The following is a 17,642-nucleotide window of genomic DNA, read 5'->3' on the forward strand; positions in this document are numbered from 1 at the left end:
CATGACTGCCACCATCGAAACCCCCAGCGCCCGTGCCCGTCCGCCGCGTCAGTCGCCGCCGCGCCGCATCCTCGGCCTGGTCCGCAACACCTGGCGCGGCCTGACCAGCATGCGCACCGCGCTCATGCTGCTGTTCCTGCTGGCCTTGGCCGCCATTCCGGGCGCGCTGCTGCCGCAGCGCAGTCTCAACGCGGGCAAGGTCGACGACTACATCCGCAATCGCGCGACCCTGGGTCCGTGGATGGACCGGTTGCAGCTGTTCGACGTGTTCTCCAGCTTCTGGTTCACGGCCGTCTACGTGCTGCTGTTCGTCTCGCTGGTGGGCTGCATCCTGCCGCGCTGCGTGGACCACTACCGGGCCTTGCGCGCGCCGCTGACCAAGGCTCCGCGCAACCTGTCCCGTCTGCCGCACCACTGGTCCGGCACCGACGCGGAGACCCCGGAGCAGGTGCTGGATCGGGCCCGCGGCCAGATGCGCGGCTGGCGCACGGTGGTGCAGCCGGGCGATCGGGACGGGGAGCTGACCCTGTCCGCGGAGAAGGGCTACACCCGCGAACTCGGCAACCTGGTCTTCCACCTCGCGCTGGTGGGCCTGCTGGCGGCGATCGCGATCGGCAAGCTGTTCGGCTACGAGGGCAATGTCGTGGTGCTCGCCAATGACGGCCCCGGCTTCTGCACCACCTCGCCCGCGGTGTTCGACTCGTTCCGCGCGGGCAATGTCAACGACGGCACCGGGCTGACCCCGATGTGCGTGCGGGTCAAGGACTTCAAGGCCGACTACCTGAAGAACGGTCAGGCGGCGATGTTCACCTCGAACATCCAGTACCAGACCGGCGCCGACCTGGCCTCCGGACGGTGGAACGACACCACCATCCAGGTGAACCATCCGCTGCGCGTCGCGGGGGACCGGGTGTATCTGCAGGGCCACGGTTTCGCGCCCAAGTTCACGGTGACCTTCCCGAACGGGCAGACCCGCACCGAGGCCATCCAGTGGAAGCCGGACGACGCCACCACCTTCCTGTCCTCGGGCGTGCTGCGCATCGATCCGCCGGGCGGCATGTATCCGAGCGAGGAGGAGCGCCGCAAGCATCAGGTGGCGATCCAGGGCCTGTTCGCGCCGACCGCGCTCATGCACGGTCAGCTGCTCACCTCCCGGTATCCGGCGATGAGCGATCCCGCGGTGGCCATCGACATCTACAAGGGCGACACCGGTCTGGACACCGGCCGCGCGCAGTCGCTGTTCGCGCTGGATCCGGAGATGATCAAGCAGGGCCGCCTGGTGAAGGAACAGCGGGTGAACCTGAAGCCGGGGGAGACCTCGACCCTGTCCGACGGCACCAAGGTGACCTTCGATGGCGCGGAAGAGTTCGTGAACCTGCAGGTCTCGCACGATCCGGCGCAGCAGTGGGTGCTGGTGTCGGCGTTGACCATGATGGCGGGCCTGTTGGTGTCGCTGCTGGTGAAGCGCCGTCGCATCTGGTTGCGGGTGTACCCCGGCGAGGCGTCCGACGGTGTACGACGTACCGTAGTAGAAATGGGTGGTTTGGCCCGCACCGACCAGGCCGGCTGGGGCGGCGAGTTCGACCGCCTGCGTGAGCGGCTGCTGACGGGAGAGAAGTAATGCCGATCGACGAGAATCTCGCCTCTTACAGCGATCTCGGATTCAAATCGGCCATCGTGATCTACGCGCTGGTCTGGATCATGCTGGTCTGGCAGTTCGCCCTCACCCGCACGGTGCCGACCACCACCCGCGAATTGGTCACCGCCGGTGGCGGTTCCGACCCGGTCGCCGAGCCGCCTGCGCCGAACGTGCCCGGCAAGGTGGAGTCACGCGGCCCCGGTCGCCCGTTCTCCGAGCGTCTCGGCAATATGGGCTTCGCGGTCCTGTTCGTCGGCTTCGGGGTGCACGTGGCCTCGATCGTCTTGCGCGGCTTCGCGACCCACCGTTTCCCGCTGGGCAATATGTTCGAGTTCATCTCGATGGCCTGTGCCGCCGCTGTCCTGCTCGGCCTGGTCCTGCTGAACGACCAGCGCTACCGCGGCATGTGGTCCTTCCTGCTGACCCCGGTGCTGATCCTGCTGTTCCTGGCGGGCACCAAGCTGCACGTGGACGCGGCTCCCGTCGTCCCCGCCCTGAAGTCCTACTGGCTCCCGATCCACGTCACCGTGATCTCGATCGGTTCGGGCGTCTTCCTGGTCTCGGGTATCGCGAGCCTGCTGTTCCTGTTCCGCATCTGGCAGCCCGCGGGCGCGGAGGCCGACAACATCTGGGGCCAGCTGGCCCGCCGCCTCCCCGACGCCCAGCTGCTGGACCGTCTGGCCTACCGCACCACCATCATCGGCTTCCCCATCTTCGGCGCGGGCGTCATCCTGGGCGCGATCTGGGCCGAGGCCGCCTGGGGCCGCTTCTGGGGCTGGGACCCGAAGGAGACCTGCTCCTTCATCGCCTGGGTTCTCTACGCCGCTTACCTGCACGCCCGCGCCACCTCCGGCTGGCGTGACACCAAGGCCGCCTGGATCAACATCGCCGGTTTCGTCGCGATGCTCTTCAACCTCTTCATCATCAATATCGTGGTCAGCGGCCTGCACTCGTATGCCGGACTGAACTGATCCCGCTGTTCTCGAAGGCCCCGGCGCATCTGTGCCGGGGCCTTCTTCGTGCTGGCACTACCCCTGAGTGCTGTTGCGCTGTACGGTATTAAGCGACAGTGATTAGAACACGTTCTAGTTTTAGTGAAGGGGTGCTCGAGATGGCAGTGACGCCGGAGGGCCGGGTTCGCAAGGTGCGCGAGATCGATGTGGGCGAGGCGCCGACGCGGTACGCGCGGGGATGGCACTGCCTCGGACTGGCCGGCGCGTTCCGCGACGGTAAGCCGCACCAGGTTTCGGCCTTCGGGACCAAGCTGGTGATCTTCGCCGACAGCAAGAACGAACTGCACGTGCTCGACTCGTACTGCCGTCACCTCGGCGGCGATCTGAGCATGGGTGAGGTCAAGGGCGACTCCATCGCGTGCCCGTTCCACGACTGGCGCTGGGGCGGCAACGGCAAGTGCACCGGCATCCCGTATGCCCGCCGGGTGCCGCCGCTGGCCCGTACACGCTCGTGGATCACCTTGGAGCGCAACGGACAACTGTTCGTGTGGCACGACCACGAGGGCAACCCGCCCACCGACGAGGTGACGATCCCCTACATCGAGGGTCCGTTCACCGACGCCGAGGGCAATGGCCTGGAGACGATCGGGGACGGCTGGACCGACTGGACCTGGGAGTCCATGATCATCGAGGGCTCCAACTGCCGCGAGATCATCGACAACGTGGTCGACATGGCCCACTTCTTCTACATCCACTACGCGTACCCGACGTACTTCAAGAACGTCTTCGAGGGCCACATCGCGACCCAGTACCTGGACTCCACGGCCCGCCCGGACAAGGGCATGGCCACCCAGTACGGCGGCGACTCCACCCTGAAGTCGGTGGCCTCGTACTTCGGCCCGTCGTACATGGTCAATCCGCTGATCAACAACTACAGCGGCTTCGAGCTCGAGACCGTGCTGATCAACTGCCACTACCCGATCTCGCAGGACGCGTTCGTGCTGCAGTACGGCATGTCGGTGCGCAAGCCGCAGGGTGTCGACGACGCCCAGGCGGACAAGATCGCCAAGAAGATGACCAAGGGCATCGGCGACGGCTTCCTGCAGGACGTCGAGATCTGGAAGCACAAGTCCAAGATCGAGAACCCGCTGCTGACCGAGGAGGACGGCCCGGTCTACCAACTGCGCCGCTGGTACGACCAGTTCTACGTGGACGTCGCCGACATCGACCCGAAGTCGGTGCAGCGCTTCGAGTTCGAGGTCGACACCACCAAGGCGAACGAGGCCTGGGAGGCCGAGGTCGCCGAGAACCTGCGCCGCAAGGCGGAGGAGGACGCCCTCAGCCACTGAGAGTTTGCTCAGCCGTGCTCGTACTCGCCTAGTTCGACGTCGGTCATACGCACCTGACCCCGAGTCAGCGGCTCGTAGTCCGCGCCCGATTCCTCACGGATCAGGTGCATGTCCGATAGTTGCCCGTGTCGCTCGGCCCGCCGTGCGGCGGCTCGTTCGTCCCCGGCTTTGCGCCGGGCGTCCTGCGACAGGTTCTGTTCACGCTCCATCAGGCACCTCCGGATGGGCCCAGCTGTGGAACCGGACTGCCCCAGTATGCGCGCGTCGGGCGCGGACCAGGCCCGGAAAAACGACGATCCCCCGTGGGCTGCGCCGAAGCGGTTCCACGGGGGACGGTCACATATATCGCTATGGCTACTTCATTGGCGGAACTTCGGTGAATCAGGTGGATTCGCCATCGCGATGCTCCCGGGAGAGTTTGGCGAGGAAATCCGGATCGTCTTCGGGACCGATAACGCGATTGCGCCGAGCGGGTGCTGGGCCGGTGCCGGCCGATCGCTGGGGTCCGAAGGCCTTCCAGCACAGCATCGCGACGGTCACTACCGCGATGAGTGCCAACAGGTACGCCACGTCGCTCACCTCCTGACTTCGAGGGTAATCCGAGCGCGTACCCGCGGCACGTGAAGCGGACGGTAATCCGTGAATATCGGTGCTACAGGCGGGCCTCGGTGGTGAGGGACCGCAGGAGTTGCAAAACTTCCGACTCGCGGAACCGGCGGTGACCGCCCGGAGTCCGCAGGGAGCCGAGCCGACCCGCGTGAGCCCACCGGGTCACGGTCTTCGGATCGACATGGAACATGGCAGCGACTTGGCCTGGGGTGAGCAGGGTGTCCTGACCGGTGACGGAACCCAATGCGCGGCTCGCCGCGGTGAACGCAGTCATTCGCAAACCTTTCCGTTTCGACAGATCCCTCATCAGTAGCGACATCGTTGCACTGCACCCCCTGGGTGTTCGAACGGTCTCGCTTTGGTAAAGAGGAAGTAATAGACAAAACGGATATCCGTTATGTGTTTACGGTCACTTTTGGCCGTGCCGTAGCGAACGGCCAGCGACATACAGACCGGTTGGCCTGTCTGACCTGGGCGGACGAGGGTCGCGGCCGTTTCCCGATCCGCCGTCCCCTAGTCTGGACCCCGTGAGTGAAGCAACCCGACCCGACGGTGCGGGCCGTAGCCTGGCGCGCAATCTGGCCCTCTACACGGTGGCCCGGCTCGGGCTGGTCGCCGTCATCACCGCGATCATCGTGGGCGTCGCCGCCGCGGTGAAGGTGTCCATTCCCCTCATCGTCGCCCTGTTGTTCGCGCTGCTCATCGCCATGCCGCTGTCGCTGGTGCTGTTCAAGAAGCTGCGGACCCAGGTGAACCGGGACATCGCCGCCGTGGACGCCAAGCGCCGCGCGGACCGCGACCAGCTGCGCTCGAGGCTGCAGGGCAAGGGCGAGCAGTGAAACGCTGCGATCGCAGCGCACCCCGGGCCTGGGTGGACAATGCCGTCCGGCTCATCGACGCGGACTCCCAGCGCAGCGCGGACACGCATTTGCTGCGCTACCCGCTGCCCCCGGAGTGGGGCGTTCAGCTGTACCTGAAGGACGAATCCACCCATCCGACGGGCAGTCTCAAGCACCGGCTGGCGAGATCGCTGTTCCTCTACGCCATTTGCAACGGCTGGGTCGCCGAGGGCACCACGGTGGTGGAGGCTTCGTCAGGATCGACCGCGATCAGCGAGGCCTATTTCGCCAAGATGCTGGGCCTGGACTTCGTGGCCGTGGTCCCGGCGAAGACGTCTCCGGAGAAGCTGGCCCTCATCGAGGCCCAGGGCGGGCGCTGTCACCTGGTGGAACGCGCCCCCGACATCTATGCCGAGGCAGCGCGATTGGCGGCCGAGACCGGCGGCCACTACATGGACCAGTTCACCAATGCCGAGCGCGCCACCGACTGGCGCGGCAACAACAACATCGCGGAGTCCATCTTCCAGCAGATGACCCTGGAGACCCATCCCGTGCCGGCCTGGGTGGTGGTGGGCGCGGGGACCGGCGGTACCGGCGCGACCATCGGCCGCTACCTGCGCTACAAGCGGCACGAGACCCGGCTGGCCGTGGTGGATCCGGAGAACTCGGCGTTCTACGGCGGTTACGAGCTCGATGACCTGGATTACCAGACCGGTATGCCGTCCCGGATTGAGGGCATCGGCCGGCCGCGGGTGGAACCGTCGTTCATTCCGACCGTGGTGGACTGCATGATCGAGGTGCCCGATGCGGCCTCGGTGGCGACCACGCGGCACGCGAGCACGGTGCTGGGCCGGCGCGTGGGCGGCTCCACGGGCACCAATCTGTGGGGGGCCTTTGCCCTGATTGCCGAGATGATCGCCGCGAACCGTACCGGCAGCGTGGTGACGCTGCTCTGTGACGGCGGAGACCGTTATGCCGGAACCTATTTCAATGACGAATGGGTTGCCGACCAGGGGCTGAGCTTGGCCGAGCCGACCGCGGTGCTGACCGAATTCATCGCCACCGGTACTTGGTCGGGCTAGTTTTCGCACGGCACGACGGGTCGGCCGATATCGGTTGGTCACCCATCGGAGAGTTTGCTATCGAGTTGCTGCAATGGGGTTGTGGGCATCGGATCCTTACCTGGCGCAACGTTTTTCGCGCGTCTCGACGGGGTAACGCCACCCTCGGAGGTGTTAATACCCCTTGACGTTTCGGGGCGCTGACGCATCACCGGACGGGTCACCGCGGTGGGTCGATCGACCACCGTTCCCATCACCAGAAGCCACGAATGCAACGTGGATTGGGTGCGCCACATATTGATCCGCATCTCGGTAATCGCCAGTGTGCGCGGATCCCGCACCAACTTGGTGAGATCCCCGCGCTCGACCGCGACCGTGTCGGAATGCCACAGCAGCGCGAAGTCCGGATCGGCCAGGCAGCGGTCGAGGATCTGGGCGCCGCGCTCCTCCTCGCAGGTGCGGGCCAGCTGCATGCGGAAGCGGCTGACCGCCATGCGAACCTCGTTGTCCCAGTTCACCATGACGGTCCGGGAGATCGGATTGAAGATCAGCCATTCCAGGTAGTTGGATCCGGCCACCAGTTCCGGGAAGAACTCCTGGTGCGCGGCGTTGACGGCGAGGACGTCCCACAGTCCGCTGACGTACGCGCCGATGCCGGGGTTGAGCAGGTCCAGGTAGTCCAGGTCGGCCGGGGTCGGCAGGTCGGGTTCGATGCGCGGCAGCGGTCCCTCGGCGAGCACGAGCGCGTACTCGAAGTCGACCGGCGTCAGTTTGAGCGCGGTCGCCAGGGATTCGATGACCCGTCGCGAGGGATTGGCGCCGCCTTCGATCTTGGTCAGGTAGGGCACCGAGAGGTTGGCCAGCCAGGCCAGTTGGGGACGCGTGAGATTCGCGGTGGTGCGGCGCTGGCGAATGTACTCGCCGAACGTAGGTACTCCATCCATTTACTTAGGCAGACCTTACTTGTATGGCCGTCAGTTACACGCGCGGTTGCCGACGGATACCCGTGCGGTTCCCGCTCGACGAGGGTTCGGGCAGTCCGTTCTGCTCCAATAGTTTGAAACAACAACAAATGGGGAGTCGAGTTGGGGCAGCAACCGCGGTCGGCCGGAGATGTGAATGTCACAGTCGGGCCATGGGTGATCTCATCGGCGCGCGGCAGCGCCATCACCACGCAGCGCAGCACGAAGATCAACGCCTGGGAGCCGTCCGCGTTCGGTCTCTACAAGGACCGTGACGGCGATCTGTGGGAGAAGGTGCCCGGCGGCTGGCGGCTGCGGCTGCAGAACGGCATCCCGGCCGACCCTGACGAGCTGTGGGACTGGACCGACGGCTGCGTGCGCGACTACGCCCCGTTCGTCCCCTTCTGCTGACGGCGAAAACCCCTTCCTGATGTCAATTTTCGTTGACGCGCCGTGAGTGTCAACGTAAATTGACAATCATGAGTGAAGCAACGACTCTGGCGGCCGCCGCCGGCAGCCCCGACCCCCAGGTCGGGCTCCGCGCGGTGCTCGCACTGCGCCGGTTGCTCGAGCGACTCGAGGCCATCCAGGTCACCAATGCCCGCAGGCAGGGCTGGTCCTGGCAGGCCATCGCCGACGCGCTCGAGGTCAGCCGGCAGGCGGTCCACCAGAAGTACAACCGGAAGGGCGGTATCCGCTGATGTTCGAACGATTCGCCAAACCCGCCCGCACCGCGGTCGTCCTGGCCCAGGAGGAAGCGCGCGATCTGTGCTCCTCGACCATCGAGGTCGAGCACATGCTGCTCGGGCTGCTGGTCTGCCCGGACGGCGGCCTGCGGGAAATCCTCGCGGCGCACGGCCTCACCGCCGACGACGTGCGAGAGGCGCTGGCCCGCAAGCGGACCGGGGAACCGCTCGGCGCCGAGGACGCGGAGGCCCTGCGCTCCATCGGCATCGATCTCGACGCCGTCCGGGAGAGCCTAGAGGCGACCTTCGGCGAGAACGCCCTCGACGAGGCGGCCGTTCCCCCCGAGGGTTCGCGCTGGCGCAAGTACTGGGGGGCGGAAGGCGGCCCGCGCGGCCACATTCCCTTCACCTCGGATTCGAAGAAGATCGTCGAGCTGTCGCTGCGGGAGGCGTTGGCCCGCAAGGCCGACCGCATCGAGGCCGGGCACATGGTGCTGGCCGTGCTGCGCGCGCCCAACCCGGTCACCCGCCGCCTGCTCGGCGACGACGACGCGGTCCGCACCCTGCGCGACGCGGTGACCGGGTACCTGGATCGCGCGGCCTGACCGGTGCCACCGTCCGGCCGGTGCGCGATATCCGGCCGCCGCGCCGATCTCGCCCTACGATCGGGGCATGACGCTACTGATACGTCTGCTGATCAACGGGGTGGCCATCTGGCTGGCCGCCGCCTGGGTGACCGGCATCAAGATCGAGACCCCAGAGCAAACCACCCAGAGCAAGATCCTGGTGGTCGCAGCCATAACCGTGGTGTTCGCAATTGTGAACACTCTTGTGAAACCAATCGTGAAGGTGCTCTCGTTCCCCTTCATCGTGGTTTCGCTGGGTCTGTTCCTGCTGGTGATCAACGCGCTCATGCTGTGGCTGACCGCGAAGATCACCGAGACCACGGAGTACGGCCTGCGTGTGGAGGGGTTCTGGGCCGCTGTGCTCGGCGGGCTCATCATCTCGCTGGTGAACTGGGTGCTCGGCATCCTGGTGCCCGACGAGGACTGAGCCCGACTGGTCGTCCGCGCGGGTCAGCCGATGGCCAGCGCGGCGGCCACCACGATCGACCAGATCAGCATCGCCTGACCGGTTCCGGCGAGGGCGGGAATCAGACCCGGCCCGTTCGCGCCGGACCGGACCGGCTCATTGGCCTTCACCGCCGCCGGCAGCGCGACCAGCGCGGCCAGCGTCCAGGGACTTCTCCAGGCCAGCAGGGCCAGTGCCAGGAACGGGACCAGGATCAGCACCTGGTGCAGGGTGCGGGTGCGGGCGTCGCCCAGCCGCACGGCCAAGGTGAGCTTGCCCGACTCGGTGTCGGTGGGGATGTCGCGCAGATTATTGGTGACCAGCACCGCGCTGGAGAAGGCGCCGACCGACACCGCGCACACCAGCCCCGCCCAGTCGACCCGCCCGGCCTGCACGAACTCGGTGCCCAGCACCGCCACCAGGCCGAAGAACACGAACACGGCGATCTCACCGAAGCCGCTGTACCCGTACGGGTTCCGGCCGCCGGTGTAGAACCAGGCTCCGGCCAGGCAGGCCGCGCCGACCAGGATCAGCCACCAGGCGGTGGTGAACACCAGCACCAGCCCGATGATCGCGCCGATCGTGAGGCAGGCGATGGCGGCATTGCGCACCGCGGCCGGACTCGCGAGCTTGGAGCCGACCAGCCGCAGCGGGCCGACCCGCTCGTCGTCGGTGCCGCGAATGCCGTCGGAGTAGTCGTTGGCGTAGTTGACGCCGATGATGAGCGCCACCGAGAGCAGCAGGCACAGCACCGCTTTCCACCACACGAACCCGCCGACCGAGGCCGCGGCGCCGGTGCCCGCCAGCACCGGGGCGATGGCGTTCGGAAGGGTGCGCGGCCGCGCGCCCTCGATCCACTGTGCTGCTGTAGCCATGCACCGCAGCCTAATGCGAGGGGCGCGGGCCGTGCCCGTCCAGTTCGACGGCGGTGTGGCTCAGGCCTCGGCGACGGCCTTGAGCTGGGCCAGGCCCTTCTCGAAGTCCTTGCCCACCAGGCGATCCATCGGCATCAATTTGCCGACGAGGGCCATCAGGCCGTTCTGCTCGCCGCGCATGCGCCAGGTCACGGCGGTGGTGTCACCCTGCGGGCGGAATTCGAAGGTGACCTGGTTGGTGGCCTTGAACGGCTTCTCGAAGTGCAGTCTGATGCCGATGGCGTCCGCGGTGGCGGAGGTGATCTCCATATCGCCGCGCCCGGCCTTGCGGTTGCCGTTCCAGAAGTAGCGGGCCCCGATACCGCGGTCGGCCCCGCTGTAGGTGCGTTCCATGGCGGGGTCGGCGTCCTCCCACGGCGACCACTTGCGCCACTGGTGGAAGTCGTCGACGAGCGCCTGAACCTGCGCGGGATCGGCCTTGATGACCGTTTCCCGCTGTATGTCGAATTCGGCCATGTCCAGAGCCTAGGTGCTGCCGCCCGCCGACGGCCGACCCTCGGCAAAACCGGTGGCCGCGAGTCCGGTCGCTCGGGTAAGCCGGTACCCGCGCTCGCGGCCCGGCGCGTCCGGCGGCAGCGGGATCGCTCACCTACGATTGGTTGGGAATGAATTCGGAAAAAGGCAGTTCGAGCGGCGCGGGCAGCGCGCGGGTGGCGGATGTGGGCGACTCGATCCTGGTGGCACTGCTGGGTGAGATCGCCCTGCGCCGCGACGGCGCGCTCGCCGCTGTACCCGGAGCCCGGGCCCGGCTGCTGGTGGCGGCCCTGGCCGTGCACCCCGGCCGCAGCCGCAGCGCGCAGGCCCTGATCGACGAGGTGTGGGGCGAGGATCCGCCGCGCGCGCCGATGAACGCCCTGCACACCCAGGTCTCGCGGCTGCGTTCGGCGCTGCCCGACGGTGTGCTCGAGATCGGCCCGGCCGGATACCGGCTCATGCTGACCGCCGACCAGGTCGACCTGAGTCTGGCGCGGTCCCTCGAAAGGCAAGCCCGCCAAGCCCATACTGCCGGTGACCACGCCGCCTGCCTGGAACTGCTGGCCGCCGCCCGCGCCCTGTGGCGCGGCGAACCCGGCGCGGACCTGCCGCCCGGACCGGTCGCCGAGGACCTGGCCGCTCAGGCCGCGACCCGCCGCCGCGCCCTGGACACCCTGGAACTGACCGCCCGCGAGGCCATCGGCGATCTGCCCGCCGCCATCGAACTGGCCCAGCACGCCGTGGCCGCCGACCCGTTCGACGAGCCCGCGCACGCCACCCTCATGCGCCTGCTGGCCACCGCGGGCCGCGTCAACGAGGCCCTCGACGTCTTCGCCACCCTGCGCACCCGCCTGGTCGACCAGCTCGGCGCGGACCCGGGCCCCGCGCTGGTGGCGCTGAACACCGCCATCCTGCGCGGCGAACCACTCCCCGGCGCGCCCGCCGTGCCGAGGAGCTCGGCTCCGGGCCACGGCGGGCCGGACACGAGAATCATTGCGGTCCCCAGCTATTCGGGCGATGACGGCGGTCCGTCGGTCCAGGGCCATGTCGCGGGAGCGGGGTATCCGCCCGGGCGGAGTCATGCCGAGGGGCGCAAGGCAGCGGGTCACGGGCCCGGCTCGATGAGCGGGGCGCCCGAACCCGCGGACCACGACCGCCTCGGTCGCCGGCACGGCAACGGCTCCGGGGTGATCGCGGTTCGCGCGCAGGAGGATTCGGGCTCGGCCCTGGCCGACACACCGGTGACCGCCGGACAGGTACGTTCTCTCCGCCGAGTGCTGGGCGCACAGCACGCCGCGGGCGCGCGGGAACCGGTGGGGGAGACCGCCATCGGCCTGCGGGTCGCGCCGAATCCCTTGCTGGGCCGCGAATCCGATCTGGAGCGGCTCGAGCAGTTGGTCCGGACCTCCCGGGTGACCACGGTGCTCGGCCCGGGCGGCACCGGCAAGACCCGCGTCGCCAATGAGCTGGGCGCGCGCCTGTCCCACGACACCGCGGTGGCGCTGGTGGAGTTGGCCTCGCTGCGCGCCGATGCGGCGGGCGCGGCCGACACGCGAGCCGAGATCGAGGTCGCCATCGCGGCCACCCTCGGCGTCGCCGACTGGGAAACGAACATGCTGATCCAGCAGCGCCGCCGTGATATCGGCCAGCGGCTGCGGGACGCGCTGGCGGTGCGGCCGACCCTGCTCATCCTCGACAACTGCGAGCACCTGATCGAGCCGGTGGCCGAACTGGTGGCCGACCTCGTCGGCGCCAGCGAGCAGCTGACCGTGCTCACCACCAGCCGCGCGCCGCTGGAGATCACGGCCGAGGCCGTCTACCCGTTGCCGCCGTTGACAATCGACTCCGCCGGCTCGCCCGCCACCGAACTGTTCGAGGCCCGCGCCCGCTCGGTGCGGCCGTCGGTGCGGTTGGACCCGGAGGTGGTGGCCCGACTGTGCCGCACCCTGGACGGTCTGCCGCTCGCCATCGAATTGGCGGCGGCGCGGGTGCGCACCATGAGCGTGGAGGAGATCGACTCCCGCCTCGATCACCGATTCACCCTGCTGCGCAGCGGTGATCGCAGTTCGCCGCAGCGGCACCGCACCCTGTACGCGGTGATCGAGTGGAGCTGGAACCTGCTCGACGAGCCGCAGCGCATCGCCCTGCGCCGGCTGTGCCGATTTCCTGCGGGGTTCACCCTCGCCGCGGCCGAGACAGTGCTGTCCGGACCCGAGATCGGCGATGTCCCCACGGCGGTCGACGGTCTGGTGAGCCAGTCCCTGCTGACGGTGCTCGAGGACGAACAGGGCGGCACCCGCTACCGGATGCTGGAAACGGTCCGGGAATTCGGCGACGAGCAGCTCGCCCTCACCGGTGAGGCCGGTCCGCTGATGGACCGGATGTCGGAGTGGGCCAGGGCTTTCGCGGTGGAGACGGTGGCCGGTTATCAATCGCCCGAACAGATCTCCACCGTGCTGACCCTGTCCGATGAACAGGACAACCTGGTCGCGGTGCTGCGGCACGCCGTCGAGCGCCGGGACGCGGCCGTGGTGCACACGGTGTTCCCGGTGCTGGCGGGATTGTGGGTGCTGCGCGGCGCGCACATGGAGTTGATCAGCTGGTCGCGGCGGATCATGACGGTGCCGGCCCGCGTCCGCCCACCGGTCGCCGCGGAGACCGATCTGCAGGTGCTGGGCAATCTGATGCTGGGCCTGCACATGCTGTTCGGCAATCCCGAGCTGCGCGAGGTGGCGACGGTTCGCGGTTGGATCCGCCGCACCCTGAGCTCCGGCGCTCCGATGAGCCCGGTGTTCCGTTTTCTCGGCGAACTGGTGACGCGGTCGTACACCACCATGCAGCTGGCCAGGCGGCTGGCGTACGGCACCCGGTCGAGCGATCAGCAGATCCAGGTCACGGCATTGTTGTTGCGCGCCAACCTGTGTGAGAACAGCGGCATCGTGTACGGCTCGATCCGCGACGCCGAGACCGCCATGCGCATCAATGCCGATCGTGACATCTGGAACTCGGCGATGACCTCCCAGCACCTGGGCAGCTTGCACGGCCAGTCGGGCCGGTACCCGGCGGCGGTCGGCTACTACCGCCGGACCGTCGAGCTCATGGAGGAATTCCGGGCCTGGGACGAGAGCGTCGAGATGCGCAGCTATCTGGCCGTGGCGCTGGCGGGTTCGGGCGAACCGGCGGCGGCGCGGCGGGCATTGGAGCCGGTGCTGGGCTCCTACGGCGGCATTCCCGCGGTCGATGCGCCCGTGACCCAGCCGAATCACCGGCTGGCCGTGGTGGCGGCCGCGCTCGCGGAAATCGAACTCGTCGAAGGCGACACCGACACCGGGTTACGCCGGTTCCGGCAGGTGCTGCCCTTGCTGGACTGGCCGGAGAGTGTCACCGTGCCCGGCCCCGGCGACATGATCCTGGCCTCGGTGACCATCGACGCGCATGTCCTGCACGGCCGCGCGGACCTGGTCCGCCGGATGGCCGCCGAGTTGGCCGACATCGCGGTCCGCAAGCTGGGCCAGTACTGGGACCTGCCGCAGCTGGGTTCGGTGGCGTGCGCGGTCGGCAGTTGCCTGCTGGCCACCGGTTCGGAGGTCGATCGCGGTCTGGAGCTGCTGGCGTTGTCGCAGCGGGTCTTCGGTCGCCAGGACTATCCATCCATGCGCTGGACCCGGCATCTCGACCTGCACCGCTCGACACAGGGCGACGAGCGGCTGGACGCCGCGCTGCACTCGGTCGCGGGGCTGGGCCGCCGCAAGGCCGCCGAGCGCATCATCGAGCTCCTGGGCGAGCTCGACGGCGTGCTCTGATCCCGGACACGCGAGAAACGCCCGCCCACCGGATTCCGGTGGGCGGGCGCATCTTTCGAGCGGGTCAGGCGCGGCGCATGTAGGCCCGCACCGCGAGCGGCGCGAAGACCAGGATGACCACGACCGAGCCGATCAGCGACCAGGCCAGGTTCGAGCTGTAGACGTTGCCGTTCATCAGCTCGCGGGCGGACTCGACCATGTAGTAGACCGGGTTGGCCTTGTTGATGCCCTGCAGCCAGCCGGGCATGGTGGACACCTGGGCGAAGGCGCCGGACATGAAGGTCAGCGGGAACATGATCATCATGGACATGCCCTGGACCGCCGGGGCGCTCTTGCCGGTGATGCCGATCAGCGCCCAGATCCAGCTGATCGCGAAGGAGCAGAACACCACGACCAGTCCGGCGACCACGACACCGGCCACGCCGCCGGCGGGACGGTAGCCGAGGATCAGGCCCATGCCGATGGTCAGCGTGGTGGCCAGCCCGTATCGGACCATATCGGCGATGAGCGCGCCGGCCAGCGCCGAGATACGGGCGATGGGCAGGGATTTGAAGCGGTCGAACACGCCCTTGTCCATGTCCTCGCGCAGCTGGGTGCCGGTGACGACCGAGGTCAGCACCACGGTCTGGACCAAGATGCCGGGGATCAGGATGGGCAGGTAGTCGTGCACGTTGCCGCCGATGGCGCCGCCGAAGATGTAGGCGAACAGGGCGGTGAACAGGATCGGCTGCACGGTGACGTCGAACAGCTGCTCGGGATTGTGCTTGATCTTGACGATCCCGCGGTAGGCCATGGTGAGCGAGTTCGCCACGGTCTGCTGGAACGGGATGTGGTTGGAGACTTCGGGGATGGGGGCGGCGGTGGCCGCGTGCCGCCCGGTGGGGGCGGTGAGAGTCGTGGTCATGCCGCGCTCCGTTCGGTGTCGTTGTCGGTCTCGTCCTCGGCGCCGTGTCCGGTGAGGGCGAAGAAGACCTCGTCCAGGCTGGGCTTGGCGACATTGATCTCGTCGATGCGGATGTCGTTATCGCGCAACCGGATCAGGACGTCGGTGGTGATGGAGGGGTCGGGCAGGGGCGCGGTGACGCGGCCCGCCTCGGGGGTGATGGTGGCCTCGACGGCGCGGCCCGCGGCGCGGGACAGGTACTCGCCCACCAGGATCCGGGCCTCGTCGATGCGGTCGCGGTCGGCGAGGGTGAGTTGCAGGGTGGACAGGCCGACCGAGGACTTGAGCTGGTCGGAGGTGCCGTCGGCGATGACCTTGCCGCGGTCGATGACCGCGATCCGGTCGGCGAGCTGATCGGCCTCGTCCAGGTACTGCGTGGTGAGCAGCACCGTGGAACCGTCGCGCACCAGCCGCCGGATGGTGTCCCACATCTGGGCGCGGGTGCGCGGGTCCAGGCCGGTGGTCGGTTCGTCGAGGAACAGCAGCGGCGGCCGGGCGATCAGGCTGGCGGCCAGGTCGAGGCGGCGCCGCATGCCGCCGGAGAAGTTCTCCAGCGCCTTGTCGGAGGCCTCGGTCAGGCCGAATTCCTCGAGCAGTTCGGCGGACTTGCGTCGCGACTCGGCCCGGGACAGGCCGAGCAGTCGCGAGAAGATCACCAGATTCTCGGTGGCCGTGAGCTTTTCGTCGACGGACGCGTACTGGCCGGTCACGCCGATCAGGGAGCGGACCGCGGTCGGTTCGGCCACCACGTCGCGGCCGAAGATGCGGGCGCTGCCGCCGTCCGGGCGGAGCAGGGTGGCGAGCATACGGATGGTCGTGGTCTTGCCGGCCCCGTTCGGGCCCAGCACGCCGTAGACAGCCCCCCGCGGCACCGCGAGACTGACGCCGTCGACGGCCCGCTGCTCCCCGAAGACCTTGACCAGGCCGTCCGCCTCGATGGCGAGCGTCTCAGCAGGTGTGTAAGAAGTCATGGCTACACCTTGCGGACCGCGCCTTGCACCCCGCTTGCACGGCGATTGCACGCGCACGCAAGGGCGTCGCGAGCCGGCGCAAGGGCCGCTTGCACGGGGTTCCAGGGATGCCCTGAGCAGCGAAAAGGCCCGTCCATCGGCGGATGGGCGGGCCCGGATCGATCGAGTGTCAGTTGGGTGAGGCGGCCAGCAGGAGCCGGCGGAGGGCGGCGCGGTCGGGCTTGCCGGGCCCGCGCAGCGGCAGTTCGTCGAGCACCGCCAGCTCGCGCGGGGCGGCGATGGCGTCGAGTTCGGCGACCACGTGGTCGCGCAGTTCGTCGAGGGTGGGGGCGCTGGCCCCGGGGGCCGGGACGATGGCGGTGGCCACCCGCTGGCCGAGCCGGTCGTCGGGCAGGCCGAGGACCACGCATTCGGAGACCGCGGGGTGGGTGATCAGCACGGCCTCGACGACCTGCGGGATGACCAGCAGCCCGCCGGTCATGATGGCCTCGTCGAGGCGGCCGGTGATGGTGAGCACACCGTCCTCGACGAATCCCGCGTCCTCGGTGCGGAACCAGCCGGGTTCGGCGAAGGCGGGATGGTCGGGGATATTGCGGTAGCCCCTGGCGATCATGTCGCCGCCGAGCAGCACCCGCCCGTCCTCGATGCGTACCTCGGTGCCCGTCAGCGGTACTCCCTCGTACACGCACCCGCCGCAGGTCTCGCTCATGCCGTAGGTGCGGAAGACGGTGATGCCCGCGGCGCGGGCGCGGTCCAGCACGGGTTTCGGGGTGGCGGCCCCGCCGACCAGCACGCCGTCGAGTCCGGCCAGGGCGGCGGTGGCGGCGGGCTCGTCGAGGGCCTTGATCAGCTGGGTCGGGACCAGGGAGGTGTAGCGGCGTGGGCCGCGCATGCCGGCGATCGCGCCGACCAGGGCCTCGGGCAGGAAGCCGCCGGAGACGTCGAGCACGGCCGGTTCGGTCCCGGCCAGAATGCTGCGCAGCAGCACCTGGATGCCCGCGATGTGATGGGTGGGCAGCGCCAGCAGCCACTGTCCGGGACCGCCCAGGCGCTCGTGGGTGGCGTCGCCGCTGGCCCGCAGATTGGCGGCGGTGAGCATGGCGCCCTTGGGGTTTCCGGTGGTGCCGGAGGTGGTGACCACCAGGGCCACTTCCTCGTCGATGGCCTCGCCGGGCCGCAGGCTGGAACTCAGGCGCTGGGTCTCGCGGCGGTCGGCGGTGGGGACGGGCAGCCAGGCCGGGCCGTTGCCCTCCAAGGCTTCTCGCAGATGCGGCAATACTTCGCCCACCGCTGCGCCGGTGGGCATGGGAAGGGTTCGGAGGGTATTGCTCACGTTCGCGATCGTGT

19 protein-coding genes are annotated in these 17,642 nt (G+C 68.5%); 10 read left to right on the forward strand and 9 right to left on the reverse strand.

What is annotated here, in order from left to right; translation table 11 throughout:
- The first annotated feature begins 1 nt into the window (after position 1).
- The 3 genes from ACFYTS_RS08145 to ACFYTS_RS08155 all read left to right on the forward strand — a co-directional run bounded on the left by ACFYTS_RS08145 (position 2) and on the right by ACFYTS_RS08155 (position 3,941).
- Positions 2–1,621: a cytochrome c biogenesis protein ResB gene (locus ACFYTS_RS08145; protein ID WP_387302239.1), complete on the forward strand. Its 1,620-nt coding sequence runs from the start codon at positions 2–4 to the stop codon at positions 1,619–1,621.
- On the forward strand, positions 1,621–2,610 hold the full coding sequence (ccsB, locus tag ACFYTS_RS08150) for a c-type cytochrome biogenesis protein CcsB (RefSeq protein WP_387302241.1): 990 nt from the start codon (positions 1,621–1,623) through the stop codon (positions 2,608–2,610). Before ACFYTS_RS08145 ends, ccsB begins: the two co-directional genes overlap by 1 nt.
- A 140-nt stretch (positions 2,611–2,750) precedes the next feature.
- Positions 2,751–3,941: a Rieske 2Fe-2S domain-containing protein gene (locus ACFYTS_RS08155; RefSeq protein WP_357281845.1), complete on the forward strand. Its 1,191-nt coding sequence runs from the start codon at positions 2,751–2,753 to the stop codon at positions 3,939–3,941.
- 8 nt (positions 3,942–3,949) lie between these two features.
- Here ACFYTS_RS08155 and ACFYTS_RS08160 read toward each other — a convergent pair whose 3' ends face one another.
- From ACFYTS_RS08160 to ACFYTS_RS08170, 3 genes are all read right to left on the reverse strand, one after another.
- Positions 3,950–4,150, reverse strand: a complete 201-nt coding sequence (locus ACFYTS_RS08160; RefSeq protein WP_357281844.1) for a hypothetical protein — start codon at positions 4,148–4,150, stop codon at positions 3,950–3,952.
- A gap of 172 nt (positions 4,151–4,322) precedes the next feature.
- Positions 4,323–4,520, reverse strand: a complete 198-nt coding sequence (locus ACFYTS_RS08165; protein WP_387302244.1) for a hypothetical protein — start codon at positions 4,518–4,520, stop codon at positions 4,323–4,325.
- Positions 4,521–4,593: 73 nt separating this feature from the next.
- The gene (locus tag ACFYTS_RS08170) at positions 4,594–4,824 is read right to left on the reverse strand and encodes a BldC family transcriptional regulator (protein WP_357281841.1); all 231 of its coding nucleotides are present in this window, start codon (positions 4,822–4,824) and stop codon (positions 4,594–4,596) included.
- A 253-nt stretch (positions 4,825–5,077) separates the two neighbouring features.
- On the opposite strand from ACFYTS_RS08170, the gene ACFYTS_RS08175 reads away from it, so the two are divergent.
- Complete coding sequence (locus ACFYTS_RS08175) at positions 5,078–5,389, forward strand: DUF4229 domain-containing protein (protein WP_357091000.1); 312 nt, start codon at positions 5,078–5,080, stop codon at positions 5,387–5,389.
- Positions 5,386–6,471, forward strand: coding sequence for a PLP-dependent cysteine synthase family protein (locus ACFYTS_RS08180; RefSeq protein ID WP_357281839.1), 1,086 nt, complete (start codon positions 5,386–5,388; stop codon positions 6,469–6,471). Before ACFYTS_RS08175 ends, ACFYTS_RS08180 begins: the two co-directional genes overlap by 4 nt.
- A gap of 38 nt (positions 6,472–6,509) precedes the next feature.
- Here the strand turns inward: ACFYTS_RS08180 and ACFYTS_RS08185 are convergent, their stop codons facing one another.
- Entirely contained in the window at positions 6,510–7,394 is an 885-nt protein-coding gene (locus tag ACFYTS_RS08185; RefSeq protein ID WP_357281838.1) for a helix-turn-helix domain-containing protein, read from the reverse strand.
- 195 nt (positions 7,395–7,589) lie between these two features.
- On the opposite strand from ACFYTS_RS08185, the gene ACFYTS_RS08190 reads away from it, so the two are divergent.
- The 4 genes from ACFYTS_RS08190 to ACFYTS_RS08205 all read left to right on the forward strand — a co-directional run bounded on the left by ACFYTS_RS08190 (position 7,590) and on the right by ACFYTS_RS08205 (position 9,151).
- Positions 7,590–7,823, forward strand: coding sequence for a hypothetical protein (locus ACFYTS_RS08190; RefSeq protein ID WP_357281836.1), 234 nt, complete (start codon positions 7,590–7,592; stop codon positions 7,821–7,823).
- Between the two features lie 68 nt (positions 7,824–7,891).
- Positions 7,892–8,113 carry a helix-turn-helix domain-containing protein gene (locus tag ACFYTS_RS08195; RefSeq protein ID WP_067817856.1) on the forward strand — a complete coding sequence of 74 codons (222 nt, stop codon included), beginning with the start codon at positions 7,892–7,894 and terminating at the stop codon, positions 8,111–8,113.
- A complete protein-coding gene (locus tag ACFYTS_RS08200) occupies positions 8,113–8,703 on the forward strand; it encodes a Clp protease N-terminal domain-containing protein (protein WP_387302247.1) in 591 nt (196 codons plus the stop codon). The genes ACFYTS_RS08195 and ACFYTS_RS08200 overlap by 1 nt, the downstream gene beginning before the upstream one ends.
- 67 nt (positions 8,704–8,770) lie before the next feature.
- Positions 8,771–9,151, forward strand: coding sequence for a phage holin family protein (locus ACFYTS_RS08205; RefSeq protein ID WP_387302249.1), 381 nt, complete (start codon positions 8,771–8,773; stop codon positions 9,149–9,151).
- Between the two features lie 23 nt (positions 9,152–9,174).
- On the opposite strand, the gene ACFYTS_RS08210 is transcribed toward ACFYTS_RS08205, so the two are convergent.
- Positions 9,175–10,044 carry a 1,4-dihydroxy-2-naphthoate polyprenyltransferase gene (locus ACFYTS_RS08210; RefSeq protein ID WP_357281831.1) on the reverse strand — a complete coding sequence of 290 codons (870 nt, stop codon included), beginning with the start codon at positions 10,042–10,044 and terminating at the stop codon, positions 9,175–9,177.
- 60 nt (positions 10,045–10,104) lie between these two features.
- Complete coding sequence (locus ACFYTS_RS08215; RefSeq protein ID WP_387302252.1) at positions 10,105–10,560, reverse strand: SRPBCC family protein; 456 nt, start codon at positions 10,558–10,560, stop codon at positions 10,105–10,107.
- A gap of 149 nt (positions 10,561–10,709) precedes the next feature.
- On the opposite strand from ACFYTS_RS08215, the gene ACFYTS_RS08220 reads away from it, so the two are divergent.
- Complete coding sequence (locus ACFYTS_RS08220; RefSeq protein ID WP_387302254.1) at positions 10,710–14,381, forward strand: BTAD domain-containing putative transcriptional regulator; 3,672 nt, start codon at positions 10,710–10,712, stop codon at positions 14,379–14,381.
- Between the two features lie 64 nt (positions 14,382–14,445).
- On the opposite strand, the gene ACFYTS_RS08225 is transcribed toward ACFYTS_RS08220, so the two are convergent.
- The 3 genes from ACFYTS_RS08225 to menE all read right to left on the reverse strand — a co-directional run bounded on the left by ACFYTS_RS08225 (position 14,446) and on the right by menE (position 17,601).
- Positions 14,446–15,285: an ABC transporter permease gene (locus tag ACFYTS_RS08225; RefSeq protein WP_357281826.1), complete on the reverse strand. Its 840-nt coding sequence runs from the start codon at positions 15,283–15,285 to the stop codon at positions 14,446–14,448.
- On the reverse strand, positions 15,282–16,295 hold the full coding sequence (locus tag ACFYTS_RS08230; RefSeq protein WP_357281824.1) for an ATP-binding cassette domain-containing protein: 1,014 nt from the start codon (positions 16,293–16,295) through the stop codon (positions 15,282–15,284). Before ACFYTS_RS08230 ends, ACFYTS_RS08225 begins: the two co-directional genes overlap by 4 nt.
- 169 nt (positions 16,296–16,464) lie before the next feature.
- Complete coding sequence (gene menE, locus ACFYTS_RS08235; protein ID WP_357282036.1) at positions 16,465–17,601, reverse strand: o-succinylbenzoate--CoA ligase; 1,137 nt, start codon at positions 17,599–17,601, stop codon at positions 16,465–16,467.
- Between the last annotated feature and the right edge of the window lie 41 nt (positions 17,602–17,642).

The sequence above is a fragment of the Nocardia sp. NPDC004151 genome, from assembly GCF_042874235.1.
GTDB lineage: Bacteria > Actinomycetota > Actinomycetes > Mycobacteriales > Mycobacteriaceae > Nocardia.

Coding starts and splice junctions, on each gene's coding strand:
- ACFYTS_RS08220 (WP_387302254.1), top strand. CDS start 10,710: ATGAATTCGGAAAAAGGCAGTTCGAGCGGCGCGGGCAGCGCGCGGGTG.
- ACFYTS_RS08200 (WP_387302247.1), top strand. CDS start 8,113: ATGTTCGAACGATTCGCCAAACCCGCCCGCACCGCGGTCGTCCTGGCC.
- ACFYTS_RS08195 (WP_067817856.1), top strand. CDS start 7,892: ATGAGTGAAGCAACGACTCTGGCGGCCGCCGCCGGCAGCCCCGACCCC.
- ACFYTS_RS08160 (WP_357281844.1), bottom strand. CDS start 4,150: ATGGAGCGTGAACAGAACCTGTCGCAGGACGCCCGGCGCAAAGCCGGG.
- ACFYTS_RS08210 (WP_357281831.1), bottom strand. CDS start 10,044: ATGGCTACAGCAGCACAGTGGATCGAGGGCGCGCGGCCGCGCACCCTT.
- ACFYTS_RS08145 (WP_387302239.1), top strand. CDS start 2: ATGACTGCCACCATCGAAACCCCCAGCGCCCGTGCCCGTCCGCCGCGT.
- ACFYTS_RS08170 (WP_357281841.1), bottom strand. CDS start 4,824: ATGACTGCGTTCACCGCGGCGAGCCGCGCATTGGGTTCCGTCACCGGT.
- ccsB (WP_387302241.1), top strand. CDS start 1,621: ATGCCGATCGACGAGAATCTCGCCTCTTACAGCGATCTCGGATTCAAA.
- menE (WP_357282036.1), bottom strand. CDS start 17,601: ATGCCCACCGGCGCAGCGGTGGGCGAAGTATTGCCGCATCTGCGAGAA.
- ACFYTS_RS08225 (WP_357281826.1), bottom strand. CDS start 15,285: ATGACCACGACTCTCACCGCCCCCACCGGGCGGCACGCGGCCACCGCC.
- ACFYTS_RS08155 (WP_357281845.1), top strand. CDS start 2,751: ATGGCAGTGACGCCGGAGGGCCGGGTTCGCAAGGTGCGCGAGATCGAT.
- ACFYTS_RS08215 (WP_387302252.1), bottom strand. CDS start 10,560: ATGGCCGAATTCGACATACAGCGGGAAACGGTCATCAAGGCCGATCCC.
- ACFYTS_RS08230 (WP_357281824.1), bottom strand. CDS start 16,295: ATGACTTCTTACACACCTGCTGAGACGCTCGCCATCGAGGCGGACGGC.
- ACFYTS_RS08185 (WP_357281838.1), bottom strand. CDS start 7,394: ATGGATGGAGTACCTACGTTCGGCGAGTACATTCGCCAGCGCCGCACC.
- ACFYTS_RS08205 (WP_387302249.1), top strand. CDS start 8,771: ATGACGCTACTGATACGTCTGCTGATCAACGGGGTGGCCATCTGGCTG.